Source organism: Streptococcus sp. SN-1 (genome assembly GCF_041154385.1).
In the GTDB taxonomy this organism is placed as follows: Bacteria; Bacillota; Bacilli; order Lactobacillales; family Streptococcaceae; genus Streptococcus; species Streptococcus mitis_CT.
Map to the genome: position 1 here is coordinate 115,075 of NZ_AP028929.1, position 18,932 is coordinate 134,006.

The following is an 18,932-nucleotide window of genomic DNA, read 5'->3' on the forward strand; positions in this document are numbered from 1 at the left end:
TTTCTCCTATTTGATAAGCTTATTCTCCGAAAATTTCTTTTTGGAGGCGACGACCAGTAGGTGTGGCAGCGAGTCCACCTTCAGCTGTTTCACGAAAGGCAGTTGGCATGCTTGCTCCCACTTGGTACATGGCATCGATAACTTCATCCACAGGGATTTTAGATTCGATACCTGCCAGGGCCATGTCTGCTGCGATGAAGGCAAAGCTAGCTCCCATAGCATTGCGCTTGACACAGGGAACTTCAACCAAGCCGGCAACAGGGTCACAGATGAGGCCTAGCATATTTTTAATGACAAAGGCAATGGCCTGACTGGCCTGATAAGGTGTTCCTCCTGCAGCTAGAGTCAAGGCGGCAGCGCTCATAGCAGAGGCTGAACCAACCTCAGCTTGGCAACCGCCCTCAGCACCTGAGATAGAGGCATTGTTTGCGATGACTAGTCCAAAGGCACCGGCAGCAAAGAGGAAATCCAGCTGTTGCTCGTGGCTGAGGTCTAATTTTTCAATAGCAGCAGTGAGAACGGAAGGCAGACAGCCAGCACTTCCTGCGGTCGGAGTGGCACAGACCAAGCCCATTTTGGCATTGTGTTCATTGACTGCGATGGCATTTCGGGCAGCCGAGAGAATCGTATAATCTGACAAGGTTTTTCCGTTTTTGATGTAGTGATCCAATTTGGCAGCATCTCCACCTGTCAGGCCACTACGAGATTTATTTTCATTGAGGCCAAGTTGGACAGAGGCTTTCATGACTTCTAGATTGCGTTCCATGAGAAGGAGGACTTCTTCACGTTCGCGACCGGTCAATTCAAACTCGGTTGTAATCATGAGTTCTGCGACATTTCCTTGAAAGTCCAGATCTGCTTGCTCAACCAATTCTTTGATAGAATAAAACATGCTTCCTCCTATTTAAAGAAATTGACATTATGGAGATGAGGGATTTTTCGAATTTCTTCGATGGCCTCATCACAGTTACGACTGTCGACTTCAATAATCATAATAGCTTTTTCACCAGCTTTTTCACGAGTAACATTCATCTGGGCGATATTGATACCATAGCGTGAAAGTGCCTCTGTTACGAGGGCAATCATACCTGGAATATCTTGATGAACAATGATGATAGTCGGTGTATTCATATTGAGAGAGACGGCAAAGCCATTGAGTTCAGTTACCTGAATATTTCCTCCACCGATAGAAATACCAGTCACACTGATGGTCTTGTGGGCATTTTTGACGGTAATTTTAGTGGTGTTTGGGTGAGGAGCATTACTGTCTTTCTGAATAGTCCAGACAATCTTGATACCACGCTTGTGGGCAATTTCCAGGCTGTTTGGGATTTCAGGATCATCTGTATCCATGCCCAAAATACCTGCAACAAGGGCTAGGTCTGTTCCGTGACCTCGATAGGTTTTGGCAAATGAGTTAAATAGTTGGAATTCGACTTCTGTCGGAGTGTCATCAAAAATGGAAGAGACAATCTTCCCAATACGAACAGCACCAGCGGTATGGCTACTAGATGGGCCAATCATAACTGGTCCGATGATATCAAAGACAGATTGAAAACGAAGTGATTTCATCAGTTTCCCCTTATAAAAATTCTTATCTCTATTATATCAAAGAATAAAGGTCTTGACTTTAATTGTGGACGAAAACCTTTCTAATACCTCAAATAGCATAAAAATAGTATCTTTTATGACAAAAAACACATTATTTAGGGAAATAAAAAATAATTTTGTAATATTTCTACATAAAAGTGTCAAGAAACAGTAATATTTAAAGGGTATGATAGAAGTATAGAAAGAAGGAGAATTTTCAAATATGAAATCAACAACTAAAAAGATTAAAACAACTCTTGCAGGAGTAGCTGCCTTGTTTGCAGTATTTGCTCCATCATTTGTATCTGCTCAAGAATCATCAACTTACACTGTTAAAGAAGGTGATACACTTTCAGAAATCGCTGAAACTCACAACACAACAGTTGAGAAATTGGCAGAAAACAACCACATTGACAACATCCATATGATTTATGTTGGTCAAGAGTTGGTTATCGACGGTCCAGCAGCGCCAGTAGCACCAGCTTCAACGACTTATGCAGCACCAGCTGCTCAAGATGAAACTGTTTCAGTTCCAGCAGCAGAAACTACAGAAGTAGAGGAGGAAACTCCAGTAGCAAGCGAAACAGTAGCAGAAGCAACAGTTGTTTCAACTGTAAGCGGATCTGAAGCAGAAGCCAAAGAATGGATCGCTCAAAAAGAATCAGGCGGTAGCTATACAGCTACAAATGGACGTTATATCGGACGTTACCAATTGACAGATTCATACTTGAATGGTGACTACTCAGCTGAAAACCAAGAACGTGTAGCAGATGCCTACGTTGCAGGACGTTACGGTTCATGGACAGCCGCTAAAAACTTCTGGCTTAACAACGGCTGGTATTAAGAAATAACGAACAGAATAATATGAAAAAGTCGAGGAAATCCCTCGACTTTTTATATTTCTTTCGGTTGATAATAGTTCTCCACTTCTTTTTTGAGATGAGACAGCATAGAAGTTTCCTCGGTCAGCTCCAGAAGGGAGAACCCTTTTTGGATAAGTCTAGCGTCATCCCTACAAATCCCGATACGGACATAGCAGATAGCAAGCCTATCGTAGTGCTTCTTTTTCTTGGCATCCTCTAGTAAAGTATAGCAGATTTGTTGACACATGTTTTTGTCTTGATGGTATAAGTAAATGGTGGACAGATTGAGTAGGATTGCCATTCGTAAGTCATATAAATGTTGGTAGTTTTTATAGACTTCCAAGCGTTGCAGGATTTTTCCAGTAATGAGATGGAGGTGATCAATGGGAAAGCTGAAAAGGATGGTATTGAGGATTTTTAGATCATTTTCATACCATGTATCTTGTTTTTCAATTTTTTCCCAAAGTTTTTTGACAGTCTGTTTCACTTGGTCTGACAGTTGCTCTGTACCATGTTGACGGATATGAATGACAATTTCCAACATATCTCTGATTTCTTCTATGGGCAGGTCGTGGTGGGTTTTGAGATAGTCTTGGCATTTTTGAAATAGTTTTTCGAGTTCACTAGTCCCTAGGGTTGAGCTCATATTGAGATAGGTTTGCATGATTTCTGTTCGTTGGCTCGGTTGATAGAGATGGCAGATATAGTCAAACTCTTCAAAACTCATATTGATTTGCCGGAGAAGAAACTCCATATTTTCATATTTGGGAGTTACCTTGCCACTTTCAATCTTTGATAGGCTGGTTCTTGAAAGGATATCTCCACAGACCTCTTCTTGGGTCAATCCTTTTGACTCACGTATTTCTTTATATACTTTCCCGAAATCATAACGCATAATTTTCTCCTTTTCGTGAAAAAAATTAACAAAGAATAAAATCCTATTAAAAATATTGTATCATAATAACAGGAATAGTAAAAAAGAAAACTAAAATATTGTGTGAAAAAAGTTAACTAATTTTAAAATAGAATAAAGAAGAGGTATACTGTAGATACAAAATACAGGGAGGAATAAAAAATGGAAGTTATAAATGTAAGTAAGCATTATGGTCATTCAATCATTCTCAAAGATATAAATTTTGCACTTAATAAGGGTGAAATTGTTGGTCTAGTAGGGAGAAACGGAGTTGGCAAGAGTACGTTGATGAAAATTCTTGTTCAGAATAACCAACCGACTTCAGGGAATATTATAAGTAGTGATAATGTTGGGTATTTAATCGAAGAACCAAAATTATTTTTATCTAAAACAGGTTTAGAGAATTTAAAATATTTGTCAAATTTATATGGTGTTGACTACAATCAAGAAAGATTTGGGAGTTTGATTCAAGAGTTAGATTTGACTCAGTCTATTAATAAAAAAGTAAAGACCTATTCTTTGGGTACAAAACAAAAATTAGCTTTGCTTCTAACTCTTGTTACGGAACCCGATATATTGATTTTAGATGAACCGACTAATGGTTTAGATATTGAATCATCACAAATAGTTTTAGCGGTTCTAAAAAATTTAGCTTTACATGAAAATGTGGGAATTTTAATATCGAGTCATAAATTAGAAGATATTGAAGAAATTTGTGAGAGAGTTCTTTTCTTGGAGAACGGGCTTTTGACATTTCAAAAAGTAGGAAAAGATAGTCATAATTACTTGTTTGAGATAGCTTTCTCATCAGCTACAGATAGAGACATTTTCATTACCAAACAAGAATTTGGGGATATTGTTCAGGAAGAGAGACTGAGAGTTACTATGTCTGGGAATATTCAAAGTAGTGAGCTTTTTAAATTTTTTAACGAAAACTCTATTAAAGTAATTGATTTTGAAACTAAAAAAGAGACGCTTAAAGATATTTATCTAAATCGTTCAAAATAAAGGAAGGTTATAATCATGAAATTAAATAAATTGAATTTTCTTAAGGAAAATATAAGGGATTTATATTCATCAGGCGTAATATATCTCGGTTTGATTATCTCGTTTATACCGCCGATATTGGTTACATTCTTTATTCTAAAGACTCAAGGGACATCGCTTGGTATTAAGCATATTTCAAACTTTTATGCTATGCTCGGTATGTTAATGGCTGTTATACATGCTAACCGAATTATTAGCAGGGATTTTTCCCACAATACGATCAGTTTATTTTATAATCAACAGAAAAATCGGATGATTTATGTCTTGTCCAATTTTCTATATGCCATCTCAGTTTCCATTATCTATGCTTTGAATGGTATTGTGTTACTAGTCATCGTAAGTAAATTGGGTGTTCCAGGTGAGTTAGGATTAGATTTTATAGTAGCCATTGTAGTCAATACAATTTTGTTAGTCCTATTTTATTTTCTATTATCTTACATTTTCTATTTATACAAATTGAAAAGTGGCTTGGTATTTGGTATTTTAGTAGCTTTACTACTCTTTATCCCTAATATATTAAATACGATTATGATGAATACTAGTAATGATTTGTTTATCAAAGCAATTGAACTTCTTCCTTTTTATTCCTTACCTGTATTTGTGGCTTCGAATACGATGTCTATTAGTCAGTATCTTGTGGTAATCACTACAATCATTTTATTGTATTTTTTCACTCTCAAGAAAAGTAAGGAGTATTCATTTTAGTTTCGTTTAGTATTATTTTGCAGACTTAAAATCCAGCAAAAAATAAAAAGATGTTGCGCTGACTAGAGAAAATTAGAATGTATAACAGAGGTAAACAGATAATTGTAGGGGAATTAAGCCTTCTATTGATGAGCATGAATTTTCTTATAACATTATCCAACAAACTGACCTATGAAACTTCAAAAATTCAAAAACCACACGGTATTCCTTTCAACTTGATTGTATTCAAGACTGAAACTACTTGAAAATATTTAATATTTTTCTTTAATTATTTGACAGGTTATATATGTTGATTTATAATATAGGTAAAACAGGGATTGTGTAAGCGTTAACAAATACAGTACCCTTAACTTTGTATTCAGCAAAGAATTATGATGCAACTAGAAAAGAAAGAATTCTAGCTTGATACAATGTCACCAGTTTTATTTAAAGTTGTTATGGAACTATTTTTAAAATAAATACGATTCTTCTGCTTTAGGTAGAGTAGTTAATCAGGAGGTTAAGTGATGAACTACAATTTAAAATATCTTTTATCAGGAATATTTGTCCTAGTCTTTATAGGATTCCTAGTCTGGATGCGTTATTTTAATCAGAGAAAGGAAGAAGAGTATTCGGATGTGTCTTTTGAAACGAGGTTGGATAGTGAGGTCAAGGCCTTATATAAACAACTAGGATTGGGTGAGGAGCCTCACTATTTCTTAGCTTATCGTTACCTACATCCCTGGTTTAATTTGGCGATTTTACCACCAACAGTTGAAATTTTCTTAACTAAAATAGCGTTGGTGATGGTAACTCCAGATGAACTACTGATAAGAAATCTTGGGAATGGGATGACTTTCACAAGTGAGCATCATCGTGATTTGCGGCAAGGACTTATCCGCATTCCAAAATCAGAGATGAAAGAATTTGAGATTCGTAACTGGAAAAAATTTTTTGTATTTGGCGATTTTTTAACAATTAAAACAAGCCAACATAGCTATTATTTACAGGTTAGAGATGATGGACTTCAAAAAGGAAGTCTTTCTACCAAACATTTCTCTGACTTGAAACGACAAGATTTTCTCGGATTATTGACAGATAAACGGACATTCTGATTGACAATTGCCCTAGTGGCTTATTGTAAACTTTACAAATGAGCTGTAAACACTAGAATTCATTCAGAAAGGCAATTCCTATGAAAAATAAAATTTTAATCATTGTTTATATTTTAGCCTCGCTAATCATCAGTTTTATAATCTTTTCACTTTTGCATATTGATTTTAAATGGTGGACAACTCTGGCTATAAGTGCAGGATTTATTTACACCTACTTAAGGTCTAGCAAAAAATAAAAAGTACCTGCACCTATCTCGCTTTCGTCTCTTCACGGGAGGTATCTCTATGAAAAAAATCAGTCATCTTTGTATGCTCCTGCTCTTGCTGTGTACTACGTTTTTTGTCCTGAATGTAAATGTTACACGTGAAATAGTGCGGATTCAGGAGATGGGCAAGACAACTTATTCATTTGACTTGTACTTGAAAGATGTCACTAAACCGACAGAAACGATTCTCCAGTTTTTTGAAGAGGTTGCAAGTCAAGACAAGGTCTCTATTATCAAAGTAGATAATGGCGATGAGGCCGTCAAGGCTGGTGTTTTTGATAAGGAAACCTTCCCCTATCAAGAGTTCGGTCTGACTTCTCTTGATTTTTCAAAGAATGAGAAGGGGGTCTACAGCAACCAGGATCTTCCCAATAATCTAGGAACCATTCCCACCTTTTTAAAGGTGAAACTCATTCGACTCCAGACCTTTCAATCCTACATTGAGGATAAATCCCATACTGTAAATGGGCGCTACATGATTACCTCCAGCAAAGAGATAGATCGCGATACCATTCTACAAAAGTGGAGTGATTTTTTCCAGATAGATAAGACGATTTTATTAGAACCCACTTACCGAAGTCAGGTTGGAGTGCTAAATCAAGAGTTGTTACTATCTATCATTATCTTTATCTTGGCAATCTTGCTTGTGATTTTAATGACAGTTTATCAGCCGATGATGGAGATGAAACGAGTGGGGGTTCAAAAGTTACTTGGTTTTCAAAGCAGGGCGATTTTAGCTGGTTTTGTAAAGACTAATTTTTATCTTCTCTTGGGTGGAAGTCTTGTCATTGACTTGGGACTATTTTTAGTGCTGGACTACAGGCCAAAACTTCTGTTCCCAAGTTTACTCTTATCCCAATTTCTGCTTTTACAGTTGTATTTGTTCATCAGTTGGCTGACCTACCTGATGATTCAGAAAATGACAGTCAGTTCCATGTTGAAAGGTTTTTCATCTGTCAAACTTGGTCTCATCTTCAATTATGTGATGAAAATAGGAACAACTATTTTACTGACGGCCTTACTGATTGGGGTAGGCAGAAGTCTAGAACAAGAAAACAAAGAACTTGCTTATCAGAAACAGTGGGTAAGCCAAGGCAATTACCTGACCTTAGAAACCTTCAAACTCAATGATAACCTGTGGCAAGAAGAGCTAGCAGGGTCAGGGAAATCTACAGATTATTTCTATCAATTTTATCAAGACTTGCTAGCAAAAATACAAGTAAATTATGTTCGAAGTGCGAGTCTTCCTATCAAACCAGTCATCAAAGCTGAACAAGTGCAGAACTACCAACTACCTGATAAGGTAGATGTTTACTATGCTAATAGCAATTTTCTAAAGAGCAAGGGATTCAAGTTACCAGATACCGGCACTAAAAAAGTTATTTTGATGCCAGCCAGTGATAAAGGACAAGAAGGCAAGAATCAGTTCTTGGGAAAATCCATCGCCTATCTTTCTCTGAGGTATGAAGATCAGCAAAAGCAAACAATAGAAGATATGGATGTAGAAATTGCTTACTATGAAGGAGATTGGTCTTTCTTCCCTTATAATAATGAGCGAAAGGAAAATCTCCACAATCCAATCATTAGTCTGGTAAATGATCAAGACATGATGTGGGAAGAAAAGACTCACTTGTCAACGACAGGTTTAAACAACCCGATGAAAGTTGAAAATACAGAACAAAATCAAAAAGTGATTACAGAGTTAGTCGATAACTTATCTGATGGTAGCTATTTAAAATTTTCATCGATTCAAGCAATTCAAGAGGGGATGGTTGATACCTATCGGGATTCTGTTCGTAATTTTAACGTTCTTTTTGCCTTATTTGCTCTTCTCAGTATGATTGTCTCCTACTTTTTACTCGTTACCACTTTCTTGTTGAAGCGCAGGGATATCATTACCAAGAAGTTTATGGGGTGGAAACTGGTCGATCGCTATCGCCCTCTCCTCGTTCTGCTCTTGCTGGGCTATAGTCTTCCTCTTCTAGTATTGATTTTCTTTGCCCATGCGTTCTTGCCATTCCTACTGTTTGCAGGTTTTACATGTCTGGATATACTGTTTGTGCTAGTTTTGGCTTCTAGGATGGAGAAAAGAAGCCTAGCAGAGTTATTGAAAGGGGGCATCTTATGATTGAGTTGAAAAATATTACCAAAACCATTGGAGGAAAAGTGATTTTGGATAACTTGTCTCTCAGGATTGATCAGGGGGATTTAGTTGCTATCGTTGGAAAAAGTGGCAGTGGCAAGTCGACCTTGTTAAATTTATTAGGTTTGATAGATGGTGATTACAGCGGACGGTATGAGATTTTTGGTCAGACAAATCTAGCGGTCAATTCTGCTAAGTCGCAAACAATAATCCGTGAACATATCTCTTATCTATTTCAAAATTTTGCCCTGATTGATGATGAAACGGTCGAGTATAATCTCATGCTGGCACTGAAATATGTGAAATTGTCTAAGAAAGACAAGCTCAAAAAGGTGGAAGAGATTTTAGAGAGAGTAAGTTTGTCAGCTACTTTGCATCAAAAGGTCTCCGAGTTGTCTGGTGGGGAGCAACAACGAATTGCAGTTGCTAGAGCCATCTTAAAACCCAGCCAGCTGATTTTAGCCGATGAACCAACAGGTTCTCTGGATCCTGAAAATAGAGACTTGGTCTTGAAGTTTCTCTTAGAGATGAATCGAGAGGGGAAAACAGTCATTATCGTGACCCACGATGCTTATGTAGCCCAACAATGTCATCGGATCATTGAATTGGGCGAGGGGAAATGAGTTCATTCAGCTCCTTTTGACTGGCTGAATACTCATGTTTTTCAGAGAGAAATAGCATAAATACGCCTAGGAATGACATTTTTATGTAGTATTTCTAGGTTTTTTTGTTTCAAATTGAAAAATTTTTCAATTTAGGCTTGACAAACGATGAGGATAGGAGTATTATTTATACAACCAAAAAGAATAAACATAAAGGAGGCTTTGTTATGAATAAGATGAAGAAGGTGTTGATGACGATGTTTGGTTTAGTGATGCTCCCCCTACTATTTGCTTGTAGTAACAATCAATCGGCTGGAATTGAAGCCATCAAGTCCAAAGGAAAATTGGTTGTAGCCCTCAATCCAGATTTTGCTCCATTTGAATATCAAAAAGTGGTTGATGGGAAAAATCAGATTGTGGGTTCAGATATCGAATTAGCCAAGGCTATCGCAACAGAACTAGGTGTCGAATTGGAACTATCTCCCATGAGTTTTGACAATGTACTGGCTAGTGTTCAATCAGGAAAAGCCGATCTTGCCATATCAGGTGTTTCTAAGACAGATGAACGGAGTAAGGTGTTCGATTTTTCAACTCCCTACTATACTTCAAAAAATAAGCTCATTGTCAAAAAATCTGATTTAGCCACTTATCAGTCTGTCAACGACTTAGCGCAGAAAAAGGTCGGAGCGCAGAAAGGTTCTATTCAAGAGACGATGGCGAAAGATTTGCTACAAAATTCTTCCCTCGTATCTCTGCCTAAAAATGGGAATTTAATCACAGATTTAAAATCAGGACAAGTGGATGCCGTTATCTTTGAAGAACCAGTTGCCAAGGGATTTGTGGAAAATAATCCTGATTTAGCAATCGCAGACCTCAATTTTGAAAAAGAGCAAGATGATTCCTACGCGGTCGCCATGAAAAAAGATAGCAAGGAATTGAAAGAGGCAGTCGATAAAACCATTCAAAAGTTGAAGGAGTCTGGGGAATTAGACAAACTCATTGAGGATGCCTTTAAAGCATCCATTGAAAAATAGAAAGAAGGAAAAGAACATGAGTAAAGAAAAAGTAATTTTGGCCTATTCTGGCGGTTTAGACACATCAGTTGCTATTACCTGGCTAAAGAAAGACTATGATGTTGTTGCAGTTTGTATGGATGTGGGTGAAGGGAAAGACTTAGATTTCATCCATGATAAGGCTCTTAAGGTTGGGGCAGTCGAATCTTATGTCATTGATGTTAAGGACGAATTTGCTACAGATTATGTGCTAGTGGCTCTTCAGTCACATGCCTATTATGAACAAAAGTATCCCTTGGTATCTGCCTTGAGTCGCCCTCTTATTTCTAAAAAATTGGTTGAAATAGCGCATCAGACAGGAGCGACTACAATTGCTCATGGTTGTACAGGTAAGGGGAATGACCAAGTACGTTTTGAAGTATCGATTGCAGCCTTGGATCCCAATTTAAAAGTGATTGCGCCAGTTCGTGAATGGAAATGGTCTAGGGAGGAAGAAATTCATTATGCCAAGGAAAATGGGGTACCTGTTCCTGCTGACCTTGACAATCCTTACTCTGTCGACCAAAATCTTTGGGGACGTGCCAATGAGTGTGGTATTTTGGAAAATCCATGGAATCAGGCTCCAGAAGAAGCCTTTGGTATCACAACTTCTCCAGAGCAAGCTCCAGATATCCCAGAATACATTGAGATTGAGTTTAGTGAAGGTGTTCCAGTTTCCCTCAATGGAGAAGGGCTAAAATTGGCAGATTTGATTCAAAAACTCAATGAAATAGCTGGAAAACATGGGGTCGGACGGATTGACCACGTGGAAAATCGTTTGGTTGGGATTAAATCAAGAGAAATCTATGAATGCCCAGGGGCAGTGACCTTGCTGACAGCTCATAAGGAAATTGAGGATTTGACGCTTGTGAGAGAAGTGGCTCATTTTAAACCAATCATAGAAAATGAATTATCAAATCTCATTTATAATGCTTTGTGGTTTAGTCCGGCTATACAAGCCTTGATTGCTTATATTAAAGAGACTCAAAAAGTTGTCAATGGGACTGCAAAAGTCAAACTCTATAAGGGAAGTGCTCAGGTCGTAGCTCGGAAATCACCAAATTCTCTTTACGATGAAAATTTGGCGACGTATACCAGTGCAGATACCTTTGACCAAGATGCGGCTGTTGGCTTTATTAAGTTGTGGGGACTTCCAACCAAGGTTCATTCTGAGGTTCAAAAAAGCGCCAAATAGGGCGATTGGATAGAGAGGTGGATGTGATATGGCTAAGAATACAAAATTATGGGGTGGTCGCTTTGAAGGTACTGTCGAAGACTGGGTAGAGCGCTTTGGTGCGAGTATATCTTTTGACCAGAAATTAGCTAAATTTGATGTGATTGGTTCTTTAGCCCACGTTCAGATGTTGGGTCAGACGGGCATTTTGAGTTTGAAGGAGTCAGAAAAGATTCAAGCAGGTTTGAAAGAGCTTTTAGAAGAGCTAGAGGCAGGCCAACTTGACTTTGATATCGCAAACGAAGATATTCATATGAATATGGAAGTATTGCTGACAGAAAAAATTGGTCCCCTTGCAGGGAAGCTACATACGGCTCGTTCTAGAAATGACCAAGTTGCGACAGATATGCACTTGTATCTCAAGGAACAACTAGGCCATGTCCTAGATAAACTGACTCATCTCAAAGGTGTTTTATTAGACTTGGCGGAACATCATGTGGAGACTATCATGCCGGGCTATACCCATCTGCAACATGCCCAGCCTATTAGTTTTGCCCACCACCTGATGGCTTACTACAATATGTTTCAGAGAGACAGTGAACGTTTTGAATTTAACCAGAAGCATACAGACCTATGCCCTCTAGGTGCGGCAGCTTTGGCAGGGACGACTTTCCCCATTGATCGCCAATTGTCTAGCGATTTGTTAGAGTTTAAGCAACCTTATACAAATTCTTTGGATGCTGTTAGTGACCGCGATTTTATCTTAGAATTTCTGTCCAATGCCAGCATACTCATGATGCATATGAGCCGTTTTTGTGAAGAAATGATCAATTGGTGTAGCTTTGAGTACCAATTCATTACCTTGTCAGATACGTTTACAACAGGTTCCTCTATTATGCCCCAAAAGAAAAATCCAGATATGGCTGAGTTGATTCGAGGAAAGACTGGTAGAGTTTATGGGAATCTGTTTGGACTGTTGACAGTCATGAAATCCTTGCCCTTAGCTTATAATAAGGATTTGCAAGAGGATAAGGAAGGAATGTTTGACACGGTCGAGACGATTTTAAATTCTCTCGATGTATTGGCAGGTATGTTATCTAGTTTGCAGGTAAACAAGGAAAAAATGCAAGAGTCTACAGAGAAGGACTTTTCAAATGCGACTGAGTTGGCAGATTATTTGGCAGGGAAAGGCTTGCCATTTAGAGAAGCTCATGAGGTTGTGGGAAGATTAGTGCTAGACTCTATCAAGTCTGCTAAAAATATTCAAGATTGGACTTTGGAGGAATTACAAACCTATCATTCCCTCATTGCCGAGGATATCTATGTTTACTTGCAACCTAAAACTGCTGTTCAAAGACGAAATTCCTTGGGAGGTACAGGGTTTGACCAAGTGAAATACCAAATTGCAGTCGCTAAGAAAGCGAATGAAGCTAGAAAGTGATAGATTGATAGGTTCAGGATAAGAGGTTGGTCGATTGACAGCCTCTTCCTTGTCTTCTCCAACCAAGCATGTTATAATGAATACTGCTCAAGCGACCTTCAATCGTTAAAGCACACACGACCTTCAATCGTGAATAAACGAATAGATGGGAGACTTACCATGAGTGATAACTCTAAAACACGTGTTGTTGTGGGGATGAGTGGTGGTGTTGATTCGTCGGTGACGGCTCTTCTTCTCAAGGAGCAGGGCTACGATGTGATCGGTATCTTCATGAAGAACTGGGATGACACAGATGAAAACGGCGTCTGTACGGCGACCGAAGATTACAAGGATGTGGCTGCGGTGGCAGACCAGATTGGCATTCCTTACTACTCTGTCAATTTTGAAAAAGAGTACTGGGACCGCGTTTTTGAGTATTTCCTAGCGGAATACCGTGCAGGGCGCACGCCAAATCCAGATGTTATGTGCAACAAGGAAATCAAGTTTAAGGCCTTTTTGGACTATGCCATGACCTTGGGGGCAGACTATGTAGCGACTGGGCATTATGCCCGAGTAGCGCGTGATGAGGACGGGACAGTTCACATGCTTCGTGGCGTGGACAATGGCAAGGACCAGACCTATTTCCTCAGCCAACTGTCGCAAGAACAACTCCAAAAAACCATGTTCCCCTTGGGACATTTGGAAAAGCCTGAAGTACGCAGACTAGCAGAAGAAGCAGGCCTTGCGACTGCTAAGAAGAAAGACTCGACAGGGATTTGCTTTATTGGGGAAAAGAACTTTAAAAGCTTCCTCAGCAACTACCTGCCAGCTCAGCCTGGTCGTATGATGACTGTAGATGGTCGCGATATGGGTGAGCATGCAGGTCTTATGTACTATACGATTGGTCAGCGTGGCGGGCTTGGTATCGGTGGACAACACGGTGGTGACAATGCCCCTTGGTTCGTTGTCGGAAAAGACCTCAGCCAAAATATCCTCTATGTTGGCCAAGGATTCTACCATGATTCGCTCATGTCAACCAGCCTTGAGGCTAGTCAAGTTCACTTTACTCGTGGCATGCCAGAGGAGTTTACGCTCGAATGTACGGCTAAATTCCGCTACCGTCAGCCTGATTCTAAGGTGACCGTCCATGTCAAAGGACACAAGGCAGAGGTTATCTTTGCAGAACCGCAACGCGCCATCACACCAGGTCAGGCAGTTGTCTTTTACGATGGCGAGGAGTGTCTGGGTGGTGGTTTGATTGACAATGCTTACCGCGATGGACAAGTTTGTCAGTACATTTAGATTGACAAATTTTCTCAATTTGCTACAATAATAAAAGCAATAGAAATGATGGTCAAAGCTCATGGATGTTGCAGGCTTTTTTGTCCTGCACTTCTTTGGAGTTTTGACTGTTTTTGTGTCGTTTAGAGGAAAGGACAAAAATGACTCAGCAAGATTTTCGGACAAAAGTAGGAAATACGGTTTTTGGTGTTCGGGCGACAGCCTTGATTCTCCAAAATCGCAAGCTTCTAGTCACCAAAGACAAGGGCAAGTATTACACTATCGGCGGTGCGATTCAAGTCAATGAAAGAACGGAAGACGCGGTAGTCCGTGAAGTGAGGGAAGAACTGGGTGTCAAAGCTCAAGCTGGTCAGCTAGCTTTTGTGGTTGAAAATCGTTTTGAACAGGACGGTGTTTCCTATCACAATATCGAGTTTCATTATCTGGTGGACTTACTTGAAGATGCCCCATTGACCATGCAGGAAGATGAGAAGACGCAACCCTGCGAATGGCTTGACTTGGATAAGCTTGAGGATTTCCAGCTAGTTCCAGCCTTTTTAAAAACAGCCCTACCAGATTGGGACGGTCAACTGCGACACATTCATCTTGAGGAATAGGAGAGAAAAGGATGGTTAAGCTTATTGCCCATGTACTTGTTCATAGTGGTGATGATTATTTGCTCATTCAGCGTTCGGAAATTAAAAGAGGACAACCTAACGTTTATCCAACTTATTGGGATATTCCTGGTGGTGGGGTTGAAAAGGGTGAACTTCCGCGAGATGGTGCTCTTAGAGAATGCATTGAAGAAGCGGGAGTTAGGCTAGATAGCAGTTCGCTCAAACTTCTTCACGAAGATAGTCAACTGGATACCTCTAAGGATACGGTCTTTACTCGCTTAGTTTATAAGGCAGAGTGGGTTGGGGAGAAGCCAATTATCCGATTAGATCCTGAAGAGCATATGCACTTTAAATGGGTCACTATGGATCAAGCTCTAGAGGAGGAGAAGTTAGTTCCTTATTTGCGAGAAATTTTTGAAAGGTTAAGAAATGACATATAATTTTACAGAAGAATACGATATTATTGTAATCGGTGCGGGACACGCTGGGGTTGAGGCTTCATTGGCCGCTAGTCGTATGGGCTGTAAGGTCTTGCTTGCGACCATTAACATTGAGATGCTGGCTTTCATGCCTTGTAATCCCTCTATCGGTGGTTCTGCCAAGGGTATTGTTGTGCGTGAAGTCGATGCACTCGGTGGTGAAATGGCTAAGACCATTGACAAGACTTACATCCAGATGAAGATGCTCAACACAGGTAAGGGTCCTGCCGTTCGTGCCCTTCGTGCGCAGGCTGACAAGGAACTTTACTCTAAGGAAATGCGCAAGACAGTTGAAAATCAAGAAAATCTGACCCTTCGTCAGACCATGATCGATGAGATTTTGGTGGAAGACGGCAAAGTTGTCGGTGTTCGTACAGCAACCCATCAAGAGTATGCTGCTAAGGCTGTTATCGTGACGACAGGGACAGCCCTCCGTGGGGAAATTATCATTGGAGACCTTAAGTATTCATCAGGTCCTAACCACAGCCTAGCTTCTATTAACCTTGCTGATAATCTCAAGGAACTGGGCCTCGAAATCGGTCGTTTCAAGACAGGAACCCCTCCACGTGTTAAAGCTTCTTCTATCAACTACGATGTGACCGAGATTCAGCCAGGAGATGAAGCGCCTAATCACTTCTCATACACTTCACGTGATGAGGACTATGTAAAGGACCAAGTGCCATGCTGGTTGACCTATACCAATGGTACCAGTCATGAGATTATTCAAAACAACCTCCACCGTGCGCCTATGTTTACAGGTGTGGTCAAGGGAGTGGGACCTCGTTACTGCCCGTCAATTGAAGACAAGATTGTGCGCTTTGCGGACAAGGAACGCCACCAACTCTTTCTTGAGCCAGAAGGGCGCAATACTGAGGAAGTCTATGTTCAAGGACTTTCAACCAGTCTGCCTGAGGATGTCCAGCGTGAACTTGTTCATTCTATCAAAGGTTTGGAAAATGCAGAGATGATGCGAACAGGTTATGCCATTGAGTACGACATGGTCTTGCCTCACCAGTTGCGTGCGACTTTGGAAACCAAGAAAATCTCAGGCCTCTTCACTGCTGGTCAGACAAATGGAACATCAGGTTATGAAGAAGCTGCTGGCCAAGGGATTATCGCTGGGATCAATGCAGCTTTGAAAGTCCAAGGCAAGCCTGAGTTGATTTTGAAGCGTAGTGACGGTTATATTGGGGTCATGATTGACGACTTGGTGACCAAGGGAACCATTGAGCCTTATCGCCTTTTGACCAGTCGTGCTGAATACCGTCTCATTCTCCGTCATGACAATGCCGATATGCGTTTGACAGAGATGGGACGCGAGATTGGCCTTGTGGATGATGAACGCTGGGCTCGCTTTGAAATCAAGAAAAATCAATTTGAAAATGAGATGAAACGCCTAGATAGTATCAAACTCAAGCCAGTCAAGGAAACCAATGCCAAGGTTGAGGAGATGGGCTTCAAGCCGTTGACCGATGCAGTGACAGCCAAGGAATTCCTTCGCCGTCCAGAAGTTTCTTATCAAGATGTGGTGGCTTTCATCGGGCCAGCTGCTGAGGACTTGGATGACAAGATTATCGAATTGATTGAAACAGAAATCAAATACGAAGGCTATATTTCCAAAGCCATGGACCAGGTTGCCAAGATGAAACGCATGGAAGAAAAACGCATTCCAGCCAATATTGATTGGGATGATATTGATTCTATCGCGACAGAAGCTCGTCAGAAGTTCAAACTCATCAATCCAGAAACCATCGGCCAAGCCAGCCGTATTTCGGGAGTAAACCCAGCAGATATTTCGATTCTGATGGTGTATCTGGAAGGTAAAAATCGTAGTATTTCTAAAACTCTTCAAAAATCAAAATGATACGTCGTCGGCTTCGGCTCACCTAACTTAAGTTATGCTTTCGCCTAGCCTTCTAGTCTGATTTCGATTTTTATTGAGTTTTAATCTAAAAAGAAAGCATAGAGAAAAACAGCTCCGAAAAATCGGGGCTGTTTTCTTGCTTTATTCTTCATCTGGTGTGAGGATCATCGGGATGATAATCGGTTCACGTTCTGTATTTTCATAAAGGAATGGTCGAATGGCGTTGACAATGGCACCATTGACAGATTGTACGCTAGCATCCTTGTTTTTCAGTGCGATACGAATTGCATTGAAGAGGATACGCTGGCTTTGGCGAATCAAGTCGCCAGACTCTCTCATGTAGACAAAGCCTCGACTGAGGATATCTGGACCAGACAGAATCATCTGTGATTTGAAGTCAACAGTTGCGACTGCCAGAACGACACCGTCTTCAGATAGATCACGACGATCTTTGAGGACAGCTGCGCCAATTTCACCGATACGATTTCCATCGACATAGATATCTTGGGCGTTGAAATGACCTGCGATACGAGCTGAGTCAGCAGTAAGGGCAAGCACATCACCATTGCTCATGATAAAGATATTGTCCTTCTCAACACCAGTATCCACTGCTAGTCCAGCGTGGACTTTTTGCATGCGGTATTCACCGTGGACAGGCATGAAGTATTTTGGCTTAATCAAGCGGAGCATGAGTTTTTGCTCTTGCTGACCACCGTGTCCAGATGTATGGATATTGTTAACCTTACCGTGGATAACTTCGACACCAGCTTCTGAAATGATGTTAATCAGCTTGTTGACGCTAGTAGTGTTTCCAGGGATTGGGCTAGAAGAGAAGATAACGGTATCACCTGGTTGAAGTTGCACCTGACGGTGGGTTCCGTTGGCGATACGAGAGAGGGCTGCCATAGGCTCGCCTTGACTACCTGTACAGAGGATCAGAATTTCTCCTGCAGGGTAGTCTTTGATTTCATTTGGCTCGATAAAGGTTCCCTTAGGAGCTTTGATGTAACCAAGCTCAATTCCGTTGACAATAGCCTTTTCCATAGAACGACCAAAGACCGCAATCTTACGTCCAGTTTTAACAGCAGCTTCAGTTGCTTGCTGGAGACGGAAGATATTTGAGGCAAAGGATGCAAAGATGATACGTCCTTCGATGCCTTGGATAATCTTCATGATGGACTGACCAACGACTTTTTCAGAGTTGGTAAAGGTTGGCACTTCCGCATTTGTTGAGTCAGACAGGAGACAGAGTACGCCTTCTTCACCAAGAGCCGCCATACGGTGCAAGTCCGCAGGTTCTCCAACTGGTGTAAAGTCAAACTTGAAGTCACCTGTACAGACGATTTTTCCTTGAGGAGTATGAATGACAATCCCCAAAGGCTCTGGAATAGAGTGAGTCGTTCTAAAGAAAGTTGCCTTGAGATTTTTAAAGGTCAACTCAGTATTATGGTTGATTTCGTAAAGTTTGGCGTTGCGCAAGAGGCCGTGTTCTTCGAGTTTCCCACGGATCAAAGCCAAGGCAAGTGGTCCAGCATAGATAGGGACATTTGCTTGCTTGAGCAGGAATGGAATCCCACCGATGTGGTCCTCGTGTCCGTGTGTGATTAGAACAGCCTTGACGCGGTCGATATTATCCACGATGTAAGAGTAGTCAGGAATAACGTAGTCGATACCCAGCAAGTCATCTTCTGGGAATTTAATCCCAGCATCGACGATGATAATCTCATCTTGGTATTCAATCCCGTAAGTGTTTTTCCCGATTTCTCCCAGACCACCGATGGCAAAAACGCCGACTTCTTCAGGTTTAAGAGTGTAGGCCATA

General features: G+C 40.5%; 17 protein-coding genes. 13 read left to right on the forward strand and 4 right to left on the reverse strand.

All coding sequences use genetic code 11. The features are described 5' to 3' along the window. Positions 1 to 19: 19 nt before the first annotated feature. Together sdaAA and sdaAB are read right to left on the reverse strand one after the other, a co-directional pair. Positions 20 to 892 carry an L-serine ammonia-lyase, iron-sulfur-dependent, subunit alpha gene (gene sdaAA / locus ACAM22_RS00470; RefSeq protein ID WP_000500043.1) on the reverse strand — a complete coding sequence of 291 codons (873 nt, stop codon included), beginning with the start codon at positions 890 to 892 and terminating at the stop codon, positions 20 to 22. Between the two features lie 8 nt (positions 893 to 900). Further along, positions 901 to 1,572 (reverse strand): L-serine ammonia-lyase, iron-sulfur-dependent subunit beta, encoded by a 672-nt coding sequence (gene sdaAB / locus ACAM22_RS00475; protein WP_000838912.1) that lies wholly within the window; start codon positions 1,570 to 1,572, stop codon positions 901 to 903. Between the two features lie 241 nt (positions 1,573 to 1,813). Between sdaAB and ACAM22_RS00480 the strand changes: the two genes are divergently transcribed. Beyond that, on the forward strand, positions 1,814 to 2,434 hold the full coding sequence (locus ACAM22_RS00480; RefSeq protein WP_369606788.1) for a LysM peptidoglycan-binding domain-containing protein: 621 nt from the start codon (positions 1,814 to 1,816) through the stop codon (positions 2,432 to 2,434). A 50-nt stretch (positions 2,435 to 2,484) separates the two neighbouring features. Here the strand turns inward: ACAM22_RS00480 and ACAM22_RS00485 are convergent, their stop codons facing one another. Further along, the gene (locus ACAM22_RS00485; RefSeq protein WP_369606789.1) at positions 2,485 to 3,348 is read right to left on the reverse strand and encodes a helix-turn-helix domain-containing protein; all 864 of its coding nucleotides are present in this window, start codon (positions 3,346 to 3,348) and stop codon (positions 2,485 to 2,487) included. Positions 3,349 to 3,528: 180 nt separating this feature from the next. Between ACAM22_RS00485 and ACAM22_RS00490 the strand changes: the two genes are divergently transcribed. The 12 genes from ACAM22_RS00490 to mnmG all read left to right on the forward strand — a co-directional run bounded on the left by ACAM22_RS00490 (position 3,529) and on the right by mnmG (position 17,110). Next, positions 3,529 to 4,374 (forward strand): ABC transporter ATP-binding protein, encoded by an 846-nt coding sequence (locus ACAM22_RS00490; protein WP_369606790.1) that lies wholly within the window; start codon positions 3,529 to 3,531, stop codon positions 4,372 to 4,374. A 15-nt stretch (positions 4,375 to 4,389) separates the two neighbouring features. Continuing rightward, on the forward strand, positions 4,390 to 5,118 hold the full coding sequence (locus ACAM22_RS00495) for a hypothetical protein (RefSeq protein WP_369606791.1): 729 nt from the start codon (positions 4,390 to 4,392) through the stop codon (positions 5,116 to 5,118). A gap of 506 nt (positions 5,119 to 5,624) precedes the next feature. Beyond that, positions 5,625 to 6,212 (forward strand): hypothetical protein, encoded by a 588-nt coding sequence (locus ACAM22_RS00500; protein ID WP_369606792.1) that lies wholly within the window; start codon positions 5,625 to 5,627, stop codon positions 6,210 to 6,212. Between the two features lie 285 nt (positions 6,213 to 6,497). Beyond that, positions 6,498 to 8,606, forward strand: a complete 2,109-nt coding sequence (locus ACAM22_RS00505) for a bacteriocin-associated integral membrane family protein (RefSeq protein WP_224218114.1) — start codon at positions 6,498 to 6,500, stop codon at positions 8,604 to 8,606. Then, positions 8,603 to 9,244, forward strand: coding sequence for an ABC transporter ATP-binding protein (locus ACAM22_RS00510; protein ID WP_224218115.1), 642 nt, complete (start codon positions 8,603 to 8,605; stop codon positions 9,242 to 9,244). The genes ACAM22_RS00505 and ACAM22_RS00510 overlap by 4 nt, the downstream gene beginning before the upstream one ends. Before the next feature lie 206 nt (positions 9,245 to 9,450). After that, positions 9,451 to 10,257: an ABC transporter substrate-binding protein gene (locus ACAM22_RS00515; protein WP_001038480.1), complete on the forward strand. Its 807-nt coding sequence runs from the start codon at positions 9,451 to 9,453 to the stop codon at positions 10,255 to 10,257. 16 nt (positions 10,258 to 10,273) lie between these two features. Continuing rightward, the gene (locus tag ACAM22_RS00520) at positions 10,274 to 11,470 is read left to right on the forward strand and encodes an argininosuccinate synthase (protein ID WP_369606793.1); all 1,197 of its coding nucleotides are present in this window, start codon (positions 10,274 to 10,276) and stop codon (positions 11,468 to 11,470) included. Positions 11,471 to 11,498: 28 nt separating this feature from the next. After that, positions 11,499 to 12,890 carry an argininosuccinate lyase gene (gene argH, locus ACAM22_RS00525; protein WP_369606794.1) on the forward strand — a complete coding sequence of 464 codons (1,392 nt, stop codon included), beginning with the start codon at positions 11,499 to 11,501 and terminating at the stop codon, positions 12,888 to 12,890. A gap of 159 nt (positions 12,891 to 13,049) precedes the next feature. Then, the gene (gene mnmA / locus ACAM22_RS00530) at positions 13,050 to 14,171 is read left to right on the forward strand and encodes a tRNA 2-thiouridine(34) synthase MnmA (protein WP_369606795.1); all 1,122 of its coding nucleotides are present in this window, start codon (positions 13,050 to 13,052) and stop codon (positions 14,169 to 14,171) included. A 140-nt stretch (positions 14,172 to 14,311) separates the two neighbouring features. After that, entirely contained in the window at positions 14,312 to 14,767 is a 456-nt protein-coding gene (locus tag ACAM22_RS00535) for an NUDIX hydrolase (RefSeq protein ID WP_369606796.1), read from the forward strand. An 11-nt stretch (positions 14,768 to 14,778) separates the two neighbouring features. Next, complete coding sequence (locus ACAM22_RS00540) at positions 14,779 to 15,207, forward strand: NUDIX hydrolase (protein ID WP_369606797.1); 429 nt, start codon at positions 14,779 to 14,781, stop codon at positions 15,205 to 15,207. After that, the gene (mnmG, locus tag ACAM22_RS00545; RefSeq protein WP_125458047.1) at positions 15,197 to 17,110 is read left to right on the forward strand and encodes a tRNA uridine-5-carboxymethylaminomethyl(34) synthesis enzyme MnmG; all 1,914 of its coding nucleotides are present in this window, start codon (positions 15,197 to 15,199) and stop codon (positions 17,108 to 17,110) included. Before ACAM22_RS00540 ends, mnmG begins: the two co-directional genes overlap by 11 nt. 141 nt (positions 17,111 to 17,251) lie before the next feature. Here the strand turns inward: mnmG and ACAM22_RS00550 are convergent, their stop codons facing one another. Beyond that, positions 17,252 to 18,931 (reverse strand): ribonuclease J1, encoded by a 1,680-nt coding sequence (locus tag ACAM22_RS00550; RefSeq protein WP_004263010.1) that lies wholly within the window; start codon positions 18,929 to 18,931, stop codon positions 17,252 to 17,254. Position 18,932: the final 1 nt, after the last annotated feature.